This is a genomic window from Blastococcus deserti, from assembly GCF_042682525.1.
GTDB lineage: Bacteria > Actinomycetota > Actinomycetes > Mycobacteriales > Geodermatophilaceae > Blastococcus_B > Blastococcus_B deserti.
On sequence record NZ_JBHUHP010000001.1, the window covers coordinates 14282 to 30875 of the forward strand.

At 74.2% G+C, this 16594-nt stretch carries 13 protein-coding genes; 7 read left to right on the forward strand and 6 right to left on the reverse strand.

Annotation, left to right across the window (positions count from 1 at the left end; translation table 11 throughout):
* A partial coding sequence (locus ACFSHS_RS00065) for a M23 family metallopeptidase (RefSeq protein ID WP_376870238.1) occupies positions 1-443 on the forward strand: 443 nt, incomplete at its 5' end.
* A 110-nt stretch (positions 444-553) separates the two neighbouring features.
* On the opposite strand, the gene ACFSHS_RS00070 is transcribed toward ACFSHS_RS00065, so the two are convergent.
* The gene (locus ACFSHS_RS00070; RefSeq protein WP_376870241.1) at positions 554-1072 is read right to left on the reverse strand and encodes a hypothetical protein; all 519 of its coding nucleotides are present in this window, start codon (positions 1070-1072) and stop codon (positions 554-556) included.
* Between the two features lie 59 nt (positions 1073-1131).
* Here ACFSHS_RS00070 and ACFSHS_RS00075 point away from each other — a divergent pair, with 59 nt between their 5' ends.
* Genes ACFSHS_RS00075 through mftG form a run of 3 tightly spaced genes read left to right on the forward strand, consistent with a single transcriptional unit; the run spans position 1132 to position 4900 of the window.
* A complete protein-coding gene (locus ACFSHS_RS00075; RefSeq protein ID WP_376870244.1) occupies positions 1132-2013 on the forward strand; it encodes an MBL fold metallo-hydrolase in 882 nt (293 codons plus the stop codon).
* On the forward strand, positions 2010-3380 hold the full coding sequence (locus ACFSHS_RS00080; protein WP_376870247.1) for a class I adenylate-forming enzyme family protein: 1371 nt from the start codon (positions 2010-2012) through the stop codon (positions 3378-3380). Before ACFSHS_RS00075 ends, ACFSHS_RS00080 begins: the two co-directional genes overlap by 4 nt.
* The gene (gene mftG, locus ACFSHS_RS00085) at positions 3377-4900 is read left to right on the forward strand and encodes a mycofactocin dehydrogenase MftG (protein WP_376870250.1); all 1524 of its coding nucleotides are present in this window, start codon (positions 3377-3379) and stop codon (positions 4898-4900) included. Before ACFSHS_RS00080 ends, mftG begins: the two co-directional genes overlap by 4 nt.
* A 5-nt stretch (positions 4901-4905) precedes the next feature.
* On the opposite strand, the gene ACFSHS_RS00090 is transcribed toward mftG, so the two are convergent.
* Positions 4906-7119, reverse strand: a complete 2214-nt coding sequence (locus tag ACFSHS_RS00090) for a transglycosylase domain-containing protein (RefSeq protein ID WP_376870253.1) — start codon at positions 7117-7119, stop codon at positions 4906-4908.
* A 424-nt stretch (positions 7120-7543) separates the two neighbouring features.
* Here ACFSHS_RS00090 and ACFSHS_RS00095 point away from each other — a divergent pair, with 424 nt between their 5' ends.
* A complete protein-coding gene (locus ACFSHS_RS00095) occupies positions 7544-9052 on the forward strand; it encodes a class I adenylate-forming enzyme family protein (protein ID WP_376870256.1) in 1509 nt (502 codons plus the stop codon).
* 55 nt (positions 9053-9107) lie between these two features.
* On the opposite strand, the gene ACFSHS_RS00100 is transcribed toward ACFSHS_RS00095, so the two are convergent.
* The gene (locus ACFSHS_RS00100) at positions 9108-9326 is read right to left on the reverse strand and encodes a hypothetical protein (protein WP_376870259.1); all 219 of its coding nucleotides are present in this window, start codon (positions 9324-9326) and stop codon (positions 9108-9110) included.
* Positions 9327-9659: 333 nt separating this feature from the next.
* On the opposite strand from ACFSHS_RS00100, the gene ACFSHS_RS00105 reads away from it, so the two are divergent.
* Positions 9660-10367: a phosphodiesterase gene (locus tag ACFSHS_RS00105; protein WP_376870262.1), complete on the forward strand. Its 708-nt coding sequence runs from the start codon at positions 9660-9662 to the stop codon at positions 10365-10367.
* A gap of 238 nt (positions 10368-10605) precedes the next feature.
* A complete protein-coding gene (locus ACFSHS_RS00110; RefSeq protein ID WP_376870265.1) occupies positions 10606-11595 on the forward strand; it encodes a glycosyltransferase in 990 nt (329 codons plus the stop codon).
* Between the two features lie 15 nt (positions 11596-11610).
* Here the strand turns inward: ACFSHS_RS00110 and ACFSHS_RS00115 are convergent, their stop codons facing one another.
* From ACFSHS_RS00115 to ACFSHS_RS00125, 3 genes are read right to left on the reverse strand one after another with little or no spacing between them, the layout of a single operon-like run.
* The gene (locus ACFSHS_RS00115) at positions 11611-13419 is read right to left on the reverse strand and encodes a RiPP maturation radical SAM C-methyltransferase (RefSeq protein WP_376870268.1); all 1809 of its coding nucleotides are present in this window, start codon (positions 13417-13419) and stop codon (positions 11611-11613) included.
* The gene (locus tag ACFSHS_RS00120; protein ID WP_376870271.1) at positions 13416-16262 is read right to left on the reverse strand and encodes an AMMECR1 domain-containing protein; all 2847 of its coding nucleotides are present in this window, start codon (positions 16260-16262) and stop codon (positions 13416-13418) included. The genes ACFSHS_RS00115 and ACFSHS_RS00120 overlap by 4 nt, the downstream gene beginning before the upstream one ends.
* A 36-nt stretch (positions 16263-16298) precedes the next feature.
* Positions 16299-16550 (reverse strand): hypothetical protein, encoded by a 252-nt coding sequence (locus ACFSHS_RS00125; protein WP_376870274.1) that lies wholly within the window; start codon positions 16548-16550, stop codon positions 16299-16301.
* Positions 16551-16594 lie beyond the last annotated feature (44 nt).

Sequence of the window (16594 nt, forward strand, 5' to 3'; positions counted from 1 at the left end):
GCGGCGGTGGCGGCGCGGGGAGCGGCGGCTCGGGCGACTACGTCGCACCCACCTCCGGCCGGGTGAGCAGCTGCTACGGCGCCCGCTGGGGGGTCACCCACTTCGGCGTCGACATCGCCAACGGCATCGGGACCCCGATCTACGCGGCGACCTCCGGGGTGGTGAAGCGGGCCGGTGCCGCCACCGGCTTCGGGCAGGCCGTCTACATCCTGGGCGACGACGGCTACGTCACCGTCTACGGCCACGTGAACCGGTACTTCGTGTCCGCCGGTGAGCGTGTCTCCGCGGGGGAGCAGATCGCCGAGATCGGCAACCGCGGTCAGTCGACGGGACCGCACCTGCACTTCGAGGTGCACGCGCACGGGGAGCTCTACAGCGACCAGCTGAACCCGGTGCCGTGGCTGAACGCCCGCGGCGTCTACATCGGGGGCTGCGGGGGCTGAGGAAGGCCCCACCGGAGAAGGACCACGTCCTCCTCATCCCCCGCCCGCCCGGGACGAGCCCCTGGACGGGGCCGGCGGCGGGCTCCTGCCGGGAGGCCGCTCGGCTCCGTTCAGCTGGTGGGCGCGGCCGGCTCGGTCGCGTCGACCTCGAGACCGCATTCCGACACGAGGTAGGTCTGCACCCTGGTCGCCGACGATGCCAGCTCCTGCTGCAGGGGGGCCAGCTGCTGCTGGAAGGTCGTGGCCGCGTTCGGGTCGTTGGGATCGACGGAGGCGAGCGCTGCCGCGATCTGGTCGATGCCGTCGGCGAGGGCTGCCCAGTCGTCGGCGATCTCCTCCGGTGGCTCGACGTCCCGGACCTCGGTGGCCGCCTGCTGCAGGGCCTGCTGCACGGCCGCCGGGTCGGACTGGCCGGTGAGGCCGGCTCCCACGCTCTCCTGGATGGCGGCGGCCTCCGTGCAGAACTCGGAGTCGGCCTGCCCGCTTGTGGTCTCGGCCGCGCTGGAGCTGGTCGCGCTGGACTCCGAGGACGCGGACTCCTCGCCGTCCGAACCGCCGCACGCAGTGAGCAGGACGAGGGCCGCGGCGACGGACAGTCCGTCGCGGCACACGATGAGGGATCGGCGCATGGGCGCGAGGCTAGCCGCCGGATGCACGTCCGCCCACCCGTGCGGCTAGCGTGCCGGACGTGGACGCCCCGGCCGACCCCCGCGCCGGCTGGGCCCTGCCCGCGCCGGGCCGCATGCCGCGCACGGTCGATCTGGAGCCCCTCGTCGTCCGGGTGCTCGCGCCCAACCCCTCGGGGATGACGCTGGACGGCACCAACACCTACGTCGTCGGGGCGCCGGGCAGCGGTCAGGCGGTGCTGGTGGACCCGGGGCCCGACGACGCCGCGCACCTGGCCGCCGTCGAGGCGGCCCTCGCGTCCCGGGACGCCCGCTGCGTCGCCGTCCTCGTCACGCACCACCACGGCGACCACGCCGAGGCAGCCCTGCCGTGGGGGGAGCGATTCGGGGCGCCCGTCGCCGCCGGCACCGCGGCCGTCGCCGGCCCGCGTGGCCGCGTCCTCGACCACGGTGAACGCCTGGCACTGGCCGGCACGACCATCGGCGTCGTCGCCACGCCGGGGCACACCGGCGACCACCTGGCCTTCCGCCTGGAGTCCGGCGCCGTGCTCGTCGGTGACCACGTCCTGGGGCGGGGGACGTCGGTGGTCACCCATCCCGAGGGCGATGTCGTCGCCTACCTCGAGTCGCTGCGACGGGTGCACGACCTCGGCCCCAGCGCGCTGTACTGCGGTCACGGGCCGGAGCTGACCGAGGACCCGGGGGCGGTCCTCGACTACTACCTCGCCCACCGCGCCTACCGGGAGCACCAGCTGCTGACCGCGCTGGCCGCCGGCGCCGCCTCGGTGGAGGACCTGGTGGCCACCGTGTACGCCGAGGTGCCGCGATCGCTCTGGCCGGCGGCCGCGCAGTCGACCCGGGCGACCCTGGCCAAATTGCGCGCCGAGGGCCGCGTCCAGGGCGGTATCGAGCCGGGGGCGGCCGAGCCGGTGCGCCTGGCATGACCGACGTCGGGGAGGTCACCGGCGCCGGGAGCGTCCGGGACCAGCGGCGCGCGGCCGCCGCGCTGGTGGCGGCGGGCCTGCGGGCGGGGGACCGGCTGCTGGTGTCCGCGGCGGCCTCGCCGGCGCTGCTGGCCGTGGTCCTCGGTGCTCTGCGTACCGGCGTCGTGCCGGTGGTGCTCGACCCGGCCCTGCCGGCGGCCGAGCGCGCCGCGCTGGCCGAGGACGCCGACCCGTCCCTCGACGTGGGCGCCCACCCGGAGCGACTGCTGGGCGGCACCGACGAGGCGGAGCTCGCCGACGTGCCGCTGGCCCGGCCGATGCACTACACGTCCGGGACGACGGGACGGCGCAAGGGCGTCTGGTCGGGCGTCCTGGCCGAGCAGGACGCGTCGGCGCTGGCCGCCGAGGAGATCGAGCTCTGGGGATTCGGCCCGGGCGACCGGCACCTGGTGCTCTCGCCCCTGCACCACAGTGCGCCGCTGCGCTTCGCGGTGCACACGCTGCTCGCCGGGGGGACGGTGCTGCTCCCCGGGCCCTTCGCCGTCGGCCGCGCCGCCGAGGCCGTCTCCACCCTCCGCCCGACGACGACCTTCTGCGTCCCCACCCATCTGCGGCGGCTGCTCGGGCACGGGGAGGTGGACTGGTCCTCCTTCCGCCGTCTGGTGCACGCCGGCGCGCCCTGCCCGGCGCCGCTCAAGCGGTCGGTCCTCGACGCACTGCCCGACGGCAGCGTCTGGGAGTTCTACGGCTCGACGGAGGCCCAGTTCACCGTCTGCTCGCCGGAGGACTGGCTGGCCCGCCCCGGCAGCGTCGGGCGCGCCCGGCCGGGCCGCCGGCTGGAGACCGACGACCGCGGGCAGCTGTGGTGCGCGGTGCCGCCGTGGGCGCGGTTCGAGTACTGGCGGTCCCCGGAGAAGACGGCCGCGGCCTGGCGCGGGGACCTGGTCACCGTCGGCGACCTCGGCCGGGTGGACGACGACGGGGTGGTGTGGCTGGACGGTCGCCGGGAGGACCTGGTCATCTCCGGCGGCGTGAACGTCTACCCCGCCGAGGTCGAGGCGGTGCTCGACGCGCATCCCGGTGTGGTGGAGAGCGCGGTGTTCGGCGTGCCCGACGAGGACTGGGGGGAGCGGGTGGTGGCCGCCTACGTCGGCACCGCGCGGCCGGCCGAGCTGTCGGCGTGGGCGCGCGAACGGCTGGCCCCGGCCAAGCGACCCAAGGCGCTGCACCCCCTGGGCGAACTGCCGCGCACCTCCACGGGCAAGGTGCGCCGGCTGGACCTGCCGCAGGTGCTGGAGAGAGGATCCCCCTGCCCCCCACCACTCGCAGGCTCGCGGCGGGATGCTGCAAGGGGGCCGATCGCGTGAACGGGTGGGACGTCGTCGTCGTGGGCGCCGGGACGTCGGGCTGCGCCCTGGCCGCCCGGCTGTCCGACACCGGCCGCCGGGTGCTGCTGCTCGAGGCGGGTGCCGACCATCCGCGACCGGAGGACTTCCCCCCGGAGCTCCGGGACCCCACGACGATGCGGGCGGCGGTGCCGGGGCATCCCGCCAATTGGGACCTGACCGCGGAACTGGCGCCCGGGGTGACCGCGCGCGTGCCGCGGGGACGGGTGGTCGGCGGCTCCAGCGCGCTCAACGCCGGCTCCTTCATCCGCGGCACCCGCGCCGACTTCGACGGCTGGGCGGCCGCGGGCAACGACCTGTGGTCCTACGACGCCGTGCTGCCCGCCTTCTGCCGGCTGGAGGCCGACGCCGACCTCGGCGACCGGCCGGGCCACGGCGCGCACGGCCCCGTCCCGGTGGCACGCCCCCGCACCGCGCATCCGCTGGCCGACGCGTTCGCCGCCGCGGCGGCGGAGCTGGGCCATCCGGCGGAGCCCGACAAGAACGCCGACGGGCCGCCGGGGTACGGGCCGATCCCGTTCAACGTCTCCGGCGGCGTGCGGATCAACACGGCCATGGCGTATCTCTCGCCGCGTCGCGGCCGGCCCGGGCTGGCGGTGCGCGGCGGCGTGCCGGTGCGCCGGGTGGTCGTCGAGGGCGGCCGGGCGGTCGGGGTGGCGACGGCCGACGGCGTCGTCCGTGCCGCCGAGGTGGTGCTCTCGGCCGGAGCCGTCGGCTCGGCGCACCTGCTGCTGCTGTCGGGCGTGGGCCCGGCCGACGACTTGCGCGCCGCAGGCATCCCGGTCGTCGCCGACCTCCCCGGCGTGGGCGCCGGGTTCACCGACCACCCGCTCGTCCACGTGCCCTTCCGGGCGTCCCGCGCACTGCCGGTGCCGCCCGGCCGGCTGCCCCTGCACGGCATCCTGCACGCCACGTCGGAGGGGTCGCCCGTCCCGGGTGACCTGGAGGTGCTGCCGTGGCTGGCGCCCTTCGGCCGGATCACCGGCGGAGCGGGCGGCCCGGACGACGACCAGCTGGAGCTGGGGGTGGGCCTGCAGCGGGAGGACGGCCGCGGCCGCCTCACCCTCGACACCGCTCGTCCCGGGCGGCAGCCGCGGCTGGAGTACCGGTACCTGACGGAGGAGTCCGACCGCCGGCGGCTGCGGGACGGGGTGCGGCTGGCCGCGGCCCTGCTGCGGACCCGGGCGCTCACGTCCCTGGTCGCGGCCGGACTCCCGGCACGCGTCCTGGAGCGGGACCCCGACCTCGACCGGTGGATCCGCGGGCGCCTGACCACCGCGGTGCACCTGGCGGGCACGGCGCGGATGGGGCCGGACGACGACGTGTCGGCGGTCGTCGACCAGCGGCTGCGGGTGCGGGACGTGGCCGGCCTGCGGGTCGTGGACACCTCCGTCATGCCCCGGGTGCCCTCGCGGGGCCCCGCCGCCACCGCGGTGATGCTGGGCGAGCGCGCGGCGGAGCTGTTCGACGCGGAAGGGTGAACCGCTCAGTCGGAATCGTCGAACGGGAATCCCGGGGCCTCGAAGGGCGGGAACTGCTCGGCGGGCACCTGGGCCACGGGCGGGAGCTCCTCGGCCGGCAACGGCGCCGGTGGCTCGGGTTCGACGGGTGCGGCGGCGGGTTCGGGTACCGGGACGGGCTCGGGGCGGGGGTCGGGCCCTGGCTGCGGCTGCGGCTGCGGCTGCGGCTGGGGGGGCGTGAGGGGGATGCCCGGCGGCGGGAAGGGCACCGGTGCCTGGGCCGAGAGGATCGGCTCCATGGCAGCCCGCCAGATGGGTGCCGCCAGCCGGCCGCCGTAGCCGCCGATGTCCTGGTTCTCCTTGGGGTTGAGGATCATGACGCTGGCGGCGTACTGCGGCGTGTACCCGACGAAGGCCACCGAGTAGCGGTCCTGGCTCGTGCCGGTCTTGCCGGCGATCTGGTGGCCGGGGATCGCGGCACGCGTACCGGTGCCGATGGGCAGCGCGGTGTCGCCGACGAGGATCTGGTTGAGGGTCGTCGCGACGTCCGGCCGCACCGCCTCGGGCGTGCAGCTGGGTCCGGTGGGCAGCGGGGCGCCGTCGGGGCCGGCGAGTGGCACGCCGTCGCGGTCGAGGATCTCGGTGACGGGCGTGGGGTCGCACTGCGTGCCCGACGCCGCCAGCGTGGAGTAGGCGCTGGCCAGCGCCAGCGGGCTGGTCGCCTCCGCGCCGAGCGTGAACGAGCCACGGTTCTCGCCGATCACCTGGTCGGCGACGGGGTCGAGGGAGAACAGGCCCATCCGCTGCGCCGTCCGCACCGGGCCCTCGACGCTGCCCAGCTGGTCCTCCAGGGCCACGAAGTAGGTGTTGGAGGACCGGATCAGCGCCTCGGTCATGTCGAGCGTGGCCGGATAACTGCCGGCGTTCTGCACGACGTAGGGCGCGCGGCCGTTCTTGTAGACCCGTGAGACGTAGGGATCGCTGGTGGTGATGGTGTGCCACGGCGGGATCCCGCGTTCGAGGGCCGCGGCGGCCACGAACACCTTGTACGTCGAGCCCGCGCCCTGGCTCGCCACGAGGTTGAGGTTCACCGACTCCTGTGTGGGGTCGTTCGCGTCGTAGCCGAAGCGGCGGTTGACGCTCATCGCCAGCACGCGCCCGGTGCCGGGCTCCACCGCGGTGAACATCCCCGCCAGCGGGTCGCCGAGAGGCAGGTTCGCCACCACGGCCTGGTCGCCGGCCAGCTGGAGGTCCGGCCGCAGCGTCGTGCGGATGGTGAGGCCGCCGGTCTCCAGCTGCTCCTGCGTGACGCCGAGGGTGCCGGTCAGGTGGCGCTGGAGGTAGTCGCAGAAGAACCCGCCGACCACCGCCTCCGCGCAGCCGTTGGGCGGCGGCTCGGTCGGGTTGACCGCGACGGGCTGCCCGACGAGCTCGGCGAGCTGCTGGTCGGTGATGTGCCCCAGCTCGTGCATGCGCTGCAGCACCTGGTCCCGCCGGGCGCGGGCGCGCTCGGGGTTGGTGAGCGGGTCGTCGTTGGCCGGCGTCTGCACCAGGCCGGCCAGCATCGCCGCCTGGCCCAGGTCCAGGGCGGCGGCGTCGACGCCGAAGTACCGCTGGGCCGCGGCCTGGACCCCGTAGGCGCCGCTGCCGAAGTACACGATGTTGAGGTAGCGGGTGAGGATCTCCTCCTTGGACAGCTGCCGCTCCAGGGTCAGCGCGAGACGGGCCTCCCGGAGCTTGCGGCCGATGCTCTCCTCGGTCGCGGCCAGCCGTTCCTGCGGCGTGCCGGCCGACTGCAGCAGGGTCTGCTTGACCAGCTGCTGGGTGATCGTGGAGCCGCCCTCGAGCACGGTGCCGGCCAGGACATTGCGCATCAGCGCGCGGGCGGTGCCCTCGACGTCGAGCCCCCGGTGCTCGTAGAACCGGGAGTCCTCGATGTCGATCAGCGCCTGCTTCATGACGTCGGCGATCGCGTCGGCGTCCACCGGCGTCCGGTTGTGTCGGTAGAAGTGGGTGATCACCGACCCGTCGGCGGCGAGGACGGCGGTGTTGCCGGCGGGCGTGCGGTCACCGAGCTCGACGGGCAGGGGCGCGAGCAGGTCGGCGTTCGAGCGGACGAGGAGCCCGGGGCCGAGGAACAGCGGGAGGAGCAGGGCGGCCAGCAGCGCCCCCGCGACCGGGACGGCCACCAGCAGCAGCAGCTCGGCGGCGCGCCGGCGTGGATGGCCCCGCCGGGACATCGACCACCTCGCTTCCTGCTCCGGGCCGGCGCGGTCGGGCGGTGCGACGCGGGACACGCGTCGTGCCGACGGTCCGGACGGTGCGGACCCCATCCTGACGCACGCAGGCGTTCCGGTACACCCGACCGCGCGTCGTCCCGGGGCGGGGTGGCGCCGTCACCCTCAGGCGGGGACGGGCGCGGTGCCCGCCGCCTGGATCCGGGGCACCCGTGACGGCCGGGATGGCCCACCGACGAGCAGCGTGGGCGCGATGACGCGGGGCAGCCGGTCCAGGGCGGCGGACGTCGGGACCGCAGTGGCAGGACATGCACATCCACGGGAAGGTGCTGCCCTACGAGGGCGAGGACGGCGTGACCGAGGAGCAGATCGAGACGATGCTGGTGACCGACCCGCGGCGCTTCTCCGACGACATCGGGACGTACTGATGGTCCTTCACCCGTTCGACGAGACCGGCGTCGAGCGCGACGCGGCCGGGATCAAGCGGTACGTGGCCCTGCCCGACTCGGTGGTCGCCATGCTGCGGGCGTCGGTGGAACGCGACCCCGACGCCGAGGCGGTCGTCGAGGTGGACGGGCCCCGCCTCACCTACCGGGAGCTGTGGGACGCCGCCGCACGCGTCGCCGGTGGCCTGCGCGCAGCAGGCGTGCGACGCGGTGACCGGGTGGCGATCCGGCTGGGCAACGGCGTGGACTGGGTGCTCGGGTTCTTCGGCACGCTGATGGCCGGCGGCGTCGCGGTGCCGGTGAACACCCGGTTCACCGACGCCGAGGCGCGCTACGTCGTGGAGGACAGCGGCGCTCGCGTCGTCCTCGAGCCGGGGGCGCCGCTGCCGGACGGGGAGCCGTTCACCGCCGACGACCTGCGGCGGCAGGACCTGGCGGCGATCTTCTACACGTCAGGGACGACGGGCTTCCCCAAGGGGGCGATGACCAGCCACGAGAACTTCCTGACCAACACCGAGAACGCCCGCCGCGTCGTCGGGCTGTCCGGCTCCGACCCCGGCCTCCGCAACCTCGTCTCCGTGCCGTTGTTCCACGTGACCGGCTGCAACAGCCAGCTGCTGGTGGCGCTGGAGAGCGGCGCGGCGGCGGTGATCATGCCGACCTTCGAGGTGGGCCGGTTCCTGCGGGTCATCCCGGAGGAGCGCATCGCCGTCGTCACGACGGTGCCGGCGATCTTCTGGCTCGCGATCAGCCAGGAGCAGTTCGCGGACGTGGACGTCAGCGGCGTGCGGTTCGCCACCTACGGCGGGGCGCCGATCGCGCCCGACCTCGTGCAGCAGATCAAGCGGAGCTTCCCCGCGGCCCGCGTCGGCAACGGCTTCGGGTTGTCGGAGACCTCGTCGATCTCGACGTTCCTGCCGCACGAGTACGCCGACACCCACGCCGACTCGGTCGGCTTCCCCGCGCCGGTGGTCGACCTGGACCTGGCCCACGTCGACCCTGCCACCGGAGTCGGCGAGCTGTTGATCCGGGGGGCGCAGGTCGTCCAGGGCTACTGGAACAAGCCCGAGGCCACGGCCGAGACCTTCGCCGGGGGCTGGCTGCGCACCGGCGACCTGGCCCGCATCGACGAGGAGGGGTTCACCTACATCGTCGACCGGGCGAAGGACATGATCAACCGGGGCGGCGAGAACGTCTACTGCGTCGAGGTGGAGAACGCGCTGGCCGCGGCGCCGGGCGTCTTCGAGGTCGCGGTGGTGGGCGTGCCCGACCCGAAGATGGGGGAGAAGGTGGGCGCGGTCGTGGTGCCGACGCCCGGGGCCGAGTTCGACGTCGAGGCGTTCCTCGCCCACGCCCGCGAGCACCTGGCCGACTTCAAGGTGCCGCAGTACCTGGCTGTGCGCCCCGGGGCGCTGCCCCGCAATCCCGGTGGCAAGGTCCTCAAGCCGGTGTTGCGCACGGATACCGACTGGACCCCGGTCCAGCGGTGACCGGGCTGTCCCGGCGGCGCGTTCTCGCAGCCGCCGGGACGCCGGGGTCAGGGGGTCAGCGGACGGCGGGCATCTCGCTGGTGGCGCCGGTCGACAGGGGCGACCAGGCGTCCGGGTGCGGGCGGCCGGCGTCGGCGACCCACGTACGGGCGGGTGCCGGCCCGCCCGCGGGGTGGGCCCCGGTCTGCGGCCGGGCGCTCAGGCTCACGATCAGGGCGAGCAGCACGAGCAGTCCGACCAGGACACCGCCGATGACCAAGAGCGTGGAGAGCATGTACAGAAAGTAAGCGGGGGAACGGTCCGTGTCATCCGATCGGCCGGGCAGATCTCACCGAAGAACACCGGGCCGGTTGCGCAGACTTCGCCGCTTGACGATGCACGAGCGCCGGCCTGCTGGTCACATGCCCACAGTCGCCCGGTCGTGGGCCGTCCGCCCACCGTACCGACGACGGCCCCGGGCCAGGTCGGCCCGTGCACCGAGCCGGCCGGGGCGCGTGGCTGTGCGCTCGGGCACCGCATCCGCCGCCCGCCACGTACATCTCTGCACAGTCGCGTGCGGAGACGGACCGCCGCGTGACGCGGATCCGCCGGTGGGTAGGGAAGCGACGTGCGGACGGGAACCAGGCTGGTCGGGACGCTGGCCCGCGGAGCGGGACAGCTGGTCGCCGTCCCCCTCGGCGGGATCGCCCGGTGGCGCGGTGGCAAACCGATGCATCCACGGGGTGCGGTGTTCGACGCCGTGCTGGAGCGGCGCGGGGGCAGCGAGGACTGGGGGATCCCCTGGCTGGACGCGCACGCGACGGACGCCGCGGTCGTGCGCCTCTCCCGGGGCGCCGGGCTCCCGGCGCCCCTGCCCGACCTGCTGGGCATGGCCATCCGGCTGCCGGGCGACGACGGGCCGATCGACCTGCTGCTGTCGACCACCGGTTCTGGCCCGATCGGCCGGCTGCTGCCGCTCCCGCGGCGGGACACGGCGGCCGTCTACTCCTCGATCATGGCCTATCGCTCCGACGCCGGTTCCGTCCGCCTGGCCGCGCTCCCCGAGGCCGACGACGTGCCGTCGGACCCGCGGCCACTGGCCGGGATCGTCGTCCGGGACGGGCTGCGGTTCACCCTCGCCGCCGCACGGGGAACCGGACCGTGGCAGCCGTTCGCCACGCTGGTGCTGACCGCCCCCGCCGCGCCGCTGGATCCCGACGTGCGCTTCGACGCCGTCCAGAACCCGCCCCCAGGCCTGGTGCCCGACGGCCCGATGGCGCGGTTCCGTGCACCGGCCTACGCCCGCGCGCGGAGCGCACGTACGGCCGACCGGTAGCGCTGTGTGCAGGGAACCGGGCGCCCGGTCACCCGAATGGGGTTCATCACGTATCGGCCCCGGTGGCTCCGGGTAGGACCGGACGGAACCGGCTCGAATCCGTGGCCGGGCGCTGACACCGTCGAGCGGCACGCCGTGCTGTCGCAGTGCTCGACCGCACGAGGAGCCGACCGACCCGGTGATGCCCGCAGATCAGCCCGAGACCACGGGACCCTCCCGTCGGCGCGGGTCCGTGCGGGTGGCCACGGTCCCGTTCTCCGATCCCTACGTGGACGCCGTCCTGCCGGCCGGGACGGTCCGCGTCGGATCGTCCCGGGAGTTCAGCCCGTGGCTGGACGTCGCGTACCTGGAGGCGCACGCCGCCGAGATCGACGTCCTGCACCTGCACAGCGGCTACCCGCAGGTGGCCGCCGCGGCGGTCCAGTGCTGGGCCGAGACCGTCCGGCGCCTGGGCATCCCGCTGGTGGTCACCGTGCACCGGCTGGGCGCCGCGTCGACCGCGAGCAGCTGCCCCGGGGACCTCGCCACCGATGCCCACCTGGAGGCGGTGCTGTCGACGGCGGAGGTGGTGCTCACCCTCACCCCCGGTGCCGCCGACGAGATCGCCGAGCGCTTCGGGCGCACGGCCATCGTCGTCGCCCATCCGTCGGTGACCGCGCCCGATCCCGCGCTCGGGGCCGAGCGGGGTCTCGTCGGGCTGCGGCTGGGCCGCGTCTCGGCCGCCGTGCCGGACCCCGGCGCCCTCGTGCGCGCGGCGGTGTCCGGCGCCGTGTCCGGAGGCGGCCGGCTGCGGGTGCTCGTGGACGCGGCGGAGGAGGCCTGGATCCCCAGCACCGTGCGCACGCTGGCCGGCCGGGGGGAACTCGAGCTCGTCGTCCACCCTTCCTCGGACCGGGCGGCCCAGCTGCAGCAGCTGCACGTGGCGGTGCTGCCGGAGCCCTGCGGCAGCCACTCCCGCGACCTCGAGACCTGCCGCGATGTCGGCACCCGCGTCGTCGCGCCGAGCTGCGGATGGTTCGCCGACCAGTGGTCGGACGTCGTGTCCTACGGCAACCACGAGGGGGGCCACCTGGACCCGGTCTCGCTCACCGCCGCCATCGGGGCGGCGCTGGCCCGCCCCATGCCCCGACCGGCCGACCGGGAGTGGCGGGAGGAACAGCGGGCCGCCGTCCGGAAGGTGCACGCCGACGTCTACGCGCAGGTTGCCGGGGACCGCAGCTGGGTCTGACCGTCCCGCGCGCGCTCAGTGGTACGGGTTGTCCGGCAGTGCGAGCGCCAGGTACCTGTCGTCGAGGCACAGCATCAGATCCCGCTCCATGAATCCGGCGAGGGTGCGGTCGAGCTCCGCGTCGTCGACGTCCACGGCAGCCCGCAGCTCCTCCCTGGTCCGGGCGTCGGCGCACAACTCGTAGACGGCGGCCTCCCGGTCGTCGTAGCGGTGGCCGCGCGGAGCCGTCCCCCGGTCGTCGTGGATGCTCACCGACTGCCAGGACTTCACGTAGCGCAGGGACGGGCGACGCGCCGTCGACCAGCGCTGCTTCCAGCCGTGCACCAGCGCGCGGCACTCCCGCGGTCCGTCGACGGGCAGTTCCCGGTCGAAGCCGTGCTCGAAGAAGTAGGCGATCCGGCGCAGGTCGTAGTCCGCCGGATAGATGTAGCGGTAGCAGGCCGAGGGCCGCAGGAAGGAGATCGAGTGCGCCGACGGCTCCTCGAACATCGGCGACCCGCGGTCCGGTCGCGCCTGGGCCATGGCGTACGGCGGCTGCAGGTGCGGGATGCGGCGGATCACCTCGGCCTGCATCCGGTAGTCCTGCTCGGTCTCCCCGGGGAAGCCGTGGAGGATGTTGTACGAGTTGTTGATCCCGTAGTACGTGGTCCACTTGAGCAGTTCGAGATTGCTCATCCCGGTCACGTTCTTGCGCATGAGCTCCAGGACGTGCGTGCTGAAGCTCTCGATACCTGGCTGCACCGAGACCAGGCCGCCGCGCCGCAGGTCGCGCAGCTGCGACCGGTTGATCTTCGGGCGGATCTCGTAGTGCAGCCGCAGATCGCTGTGCGCATCGGCCAGGCGACCGAACAGCCGGGACATGTAGGCCGGCGCAAGGATGTTGTCGATCGCGTTGAAGTAGCGCGTGCCGTACCGGCGGGACAGCCGCCCGAGCATGTCGAGCACCAGTTCGGGGTCCTTGCGACGGAAGTCCATGCCCGCCCGGTTGAGGCCGCAGAACACGCAGTGGTTCCTCATGCCGTACCAGCACCCGCGGGCGGTCTCGATCGGCAGCATGACCTCGCGCCGGTCGCCCTCGCCGCGGGTCGCGAAGTACTCGTCGAAGTCCGGCACGGGCGAGTGGTCGAGGTCGGCGAAGTTGGGCGCGCGGCCCTCGTAGACGATCCGACCGGCGTCCCGCCACATGACGCCGAGCAGGCCGTCCAGCGAGGATCCCGTGGACAGCCTGGTCACGAGCTCGGGCAGGGACCGATCGGCGTCGCCGCAGTGGACCACGTCGACCTCGGGATTACGGGTCATCACCTCGAGCGCGATGTCGTCCTCGAAGGCCGCGCCGCCGAGGATCACCGGCAGTTCGGGGTACCGGCGCTTGAGCGCCTTGGCCAGCGCCAGGGAGGCGACCATCTGCTGGAAGGTGACGCTCAGGCCGACGACACCGAACGATGACCAGTCGACCTCCTCGACCACCCGGTCCAGGAATTCGACGGTGTCCACGTCCCGCACGCGTCGCAGGTCGGCGAGAGTGCATCCGGCCCGGTCGCAGATCGCCCGCAGGTTGCTCTCGTAGACCCGGAAGTACTCCTCGGATCCACCGCCCGGCCCGAATGCCGCCGTCGACCAGATCCACTCCCCGACCATGCAGGGGTAGACGTCGGCCAGCGCCTCGTTCAGCCTCGGGCCCAGCCGCTGGGCGAACCTCAGGAACAGCGACATCGGCCGCACGTCGAAACCGGCCGCCTCGAGGATCGGCGTGAGCAGTGCCAGCTGGAACGACGGGAAACGGGTGCTCATCGTCGGCATGCTGATGAGCGCGACCGGCTTCATCGCTCGTCCACCCCGACGACGCCGCGCAGACCGAGCACCGCGGACAATGCGTGGTGGACGTAGTCGACCCGCACGTCACTGGCGGTCTCCGAGGTCCGCACGCCGCCGAGGGCCCACTCCGGGTTCGGCAGGACGACGGTGTCGCGGGGTTGGTACACGAGCGAGTCCAGGAAGGCGAGACCGCTCGTGCACGCCGTCCGGTACCGCTGCTCGCGGGTGCGGTCGCCGACCCGGTCAGCGGCGGACCGCGCCGCGATGATCCCCTCCAGGTACAGGGCCGTGGTCGCGCCCGGCGCGTCGCGCTGGTGGTCGTTGAGGAAGCCGCCGTTCTTCCGCGACTGGAACGTCACTGCGCGGTCCGCGATCTCGAAGGCGAATCCGGTCAGCTCGTCGTCGCTGCGCAGCGCGCCCCAGGCGGCGTAGGCCTGGGTCAGCCACGCCACCGCCCCCCAGGCCGTGTTCTGCCGGAACCGCATCCGGTAATGCCGCAGGGCCCGGCTCACGGCTTCGGCCGGGACGTCGATCCCGCGGCCCGCGGCGGCGGCGAGAGCGAGCAGGGCCTGGCCGGGTGCGTAGTCCTGGAACGGCTCGTGGGCGGCCGCCGGCTCGCGGTGCGTCGCGAACCGGCCGTGCCCGTCGATCCGGGCGGCGATCGTGCGGACGGTTCGCTCCGTCTCGCCCGTCGCCGGGCCGAGTTCGAGTTCTGCCAGGAGCACGAACGCCGACTCGGCGATCGAGTCGCCGATCCAGCCGTCGGGATCGCGCCGCAGGTGCCCCCGGGCGAGGTCGTCGGCTGCTTCCCGCCGAAGGCCGGCGCGCGCCTTGATCCACGCGCCGTAGGCGATGCGGGCCGCATGCGCGCCGGTGTGCAGCCGGTCGGCGAAGACGTCGTAGCGGGCGAGGTAGGGCTCGTCCCGCGGGACCGAGTGCCGGCGGGTGTAGCGCAGCAGCAGCCCCTCCAGCCGTTCCCGCTCGGCCGTCGAGCTCCCGGCGGGCGCGCCGACCGGGAGGGCGTGCCGCATCTGGCGGACCCCGGACTCGTCGGCGAGCCAGGTCGCGCAGTCGTACCGGGTCCAGCTGTACGGCGGCCGGGTGATGCCCGCCTTGTCGACGACCTCGAGCACGTACTGCTGCGGGGTCAGGTTGTGGGTGACGGCGACGAACGGCAGCACGAACCCCCAGCGGTCCCGTTGGCGGACCTCCAGGGCCTGGTCGGCGAACCGGGTCGGGCCCACGACCCACTCGGGCGACGCCTGGCCGATCTCGTGCCGGCCGGAGAGCAGGGAGACGCCGACGGCCACCTGGTCCGTGGCCGTGGCGTCGGGGAAACGCCGGTCGTGGACGGCGGCGGGGACGAACTCGGTGAGCCGGGCGCCGCAGTCGTCCCCGAACGCGCCGGCGCAGCCGATCAGCCGGCCGTCGGCGTACACGGTGACGAACAGGCCGACGACGTCGGCCGGCAGCGACAGGCGGATCGGCTTCCCGTGCGCCGGTGCGGCGCCGATCTCGCGCAGGACGAGCGTGCGTGCCGCCTTCGCGACAGGGCCCGCGACGTCGACGTCCCCGTGCCAGGAACGTCGCGGGGGAGCCGGGACGCCGGTGGGCTGCCACGTGACCCCAGGCTCCACGACCTTCTCGACGGTGTGCCGGTACAGCAGGTGCGGCTCCAGCGGCAGGAGCCGCGCGTTGCGGCGGGCGGCGTGGACGTACTGCTGCCACTCGTTCGCGATCCCTGGCATGCGCGGCAGCGCGCCGCCCATGCGGGACGCGCGCTCGCGGCTGCGGACGACGATGCCGTAGCGGTCGTTGTCCAGGTCGCCGACCGTGCACTCCTCGAGTTCTCCGAAGAACGTGACGGCGAGCGCGCATTCGTCGAGGAGCGTCAGCGGGTCGGGGTGATCCCGGAGCTGCCCGGCGGTCTGGACGGCCGCGCGGACGACGTCCTCCGGGACACGGCCCCGCTCCTCGCCGGGGAAGTGCCAGAAGCCGCTCCTCGCCGGGCGTTCGTGCATGCGCGACCGGCGCCGGACGCTGACCCAGCAGCCGCCATCGCCGTCGTAGACCCGGTCCAGGGCCCGCGGGGCGCGCAGCACCTGTCCGGAGCGCAGGTACTCGGCCATGACCTCGCGCGCCAGCGCGGCCGGATGCAGTGCTTCGGTGGCGCCCTGGCCGGGCCCGGCTGAGGGAACGAGCTGTTTCGTCGGGTTCAGCGGGTAGTCCGGCTCCCCGTCCATGAACGGGATGAAGTCGTCGTAGATGTCGAAGACCGTCGCCGCCCGGTAGCCGCTCTCCAGCATCCGTGCGGTGCCGCGGTCGTAGCCGAACCGCACCAGGCAGACTCCGCCCTCGACCTGGAAACCGGCCTCCTCCAGGCGGCGGGCGCACGTCAGCATCGAGTGCCCGGAGCTGATCGAGTCGTCGACCATCACCACCGGCTCGGCGGTGTCCAGCCGCCCCTCGACGAGCTTGAGCGAGCCGTGCGCCTTGCGCTCCTTCCGTACCAGGATCCCGCTGTACCGGCCGTTCCCCTGGAGCACGCAGCCCTGGAGCAGCGGAACGCCGGTCAGGCCGAACGTCGCCAGCTGGCGTCCCTCGAAGGGAGCGAGGGCCCGGAGCAGGGAGCGAGCGGCGAGCGCGGCCCCGCGGGGAGTGAGCGTGACGGCGAGTGAGTCGAGCATCCAGCGCGCCGATGAGCCGTCCCGGGAGAGCACCGGCTGGTTCTCGGAGCGGTAGAGGATCGCCTCGCTCCGGAGCAGGTGGAGCAACTCGGCGCGCTCGTCGTCCGGCGCGGTCCCGGCGGGCGCGGCGAGCGACGGCGGTGCGAGGAGGGGCAGCGTTGTCATGCGAGAGCCTCCGTCCGCCCGGAGCCGCGTGGCACGTCAGCGTTCGGGCGCCACCTGGGGGGCGACCTCGGTGATGACCTCGGACGGGTCCCGCGGCCGCTCGGTCTCGGTCTCGGACGGCTGGATCTCGGGGGCGACCTCGGTGATGACCTCGGACGGGTCCCGCGGCCGCTCGGTCTCGGTCTCGGACGGCTGGATCTCGGGGGCGACCTCGGTGATGACCTCCGACGGGTCCCGCGGCCGCTCGGTCTCGGCCGGCCCCACCTCCGGCGCCACCTCCGGAATCACTTCCGGAGCGACCTCGGTGATGACCTCGGAGGGCTCCGAGGGCT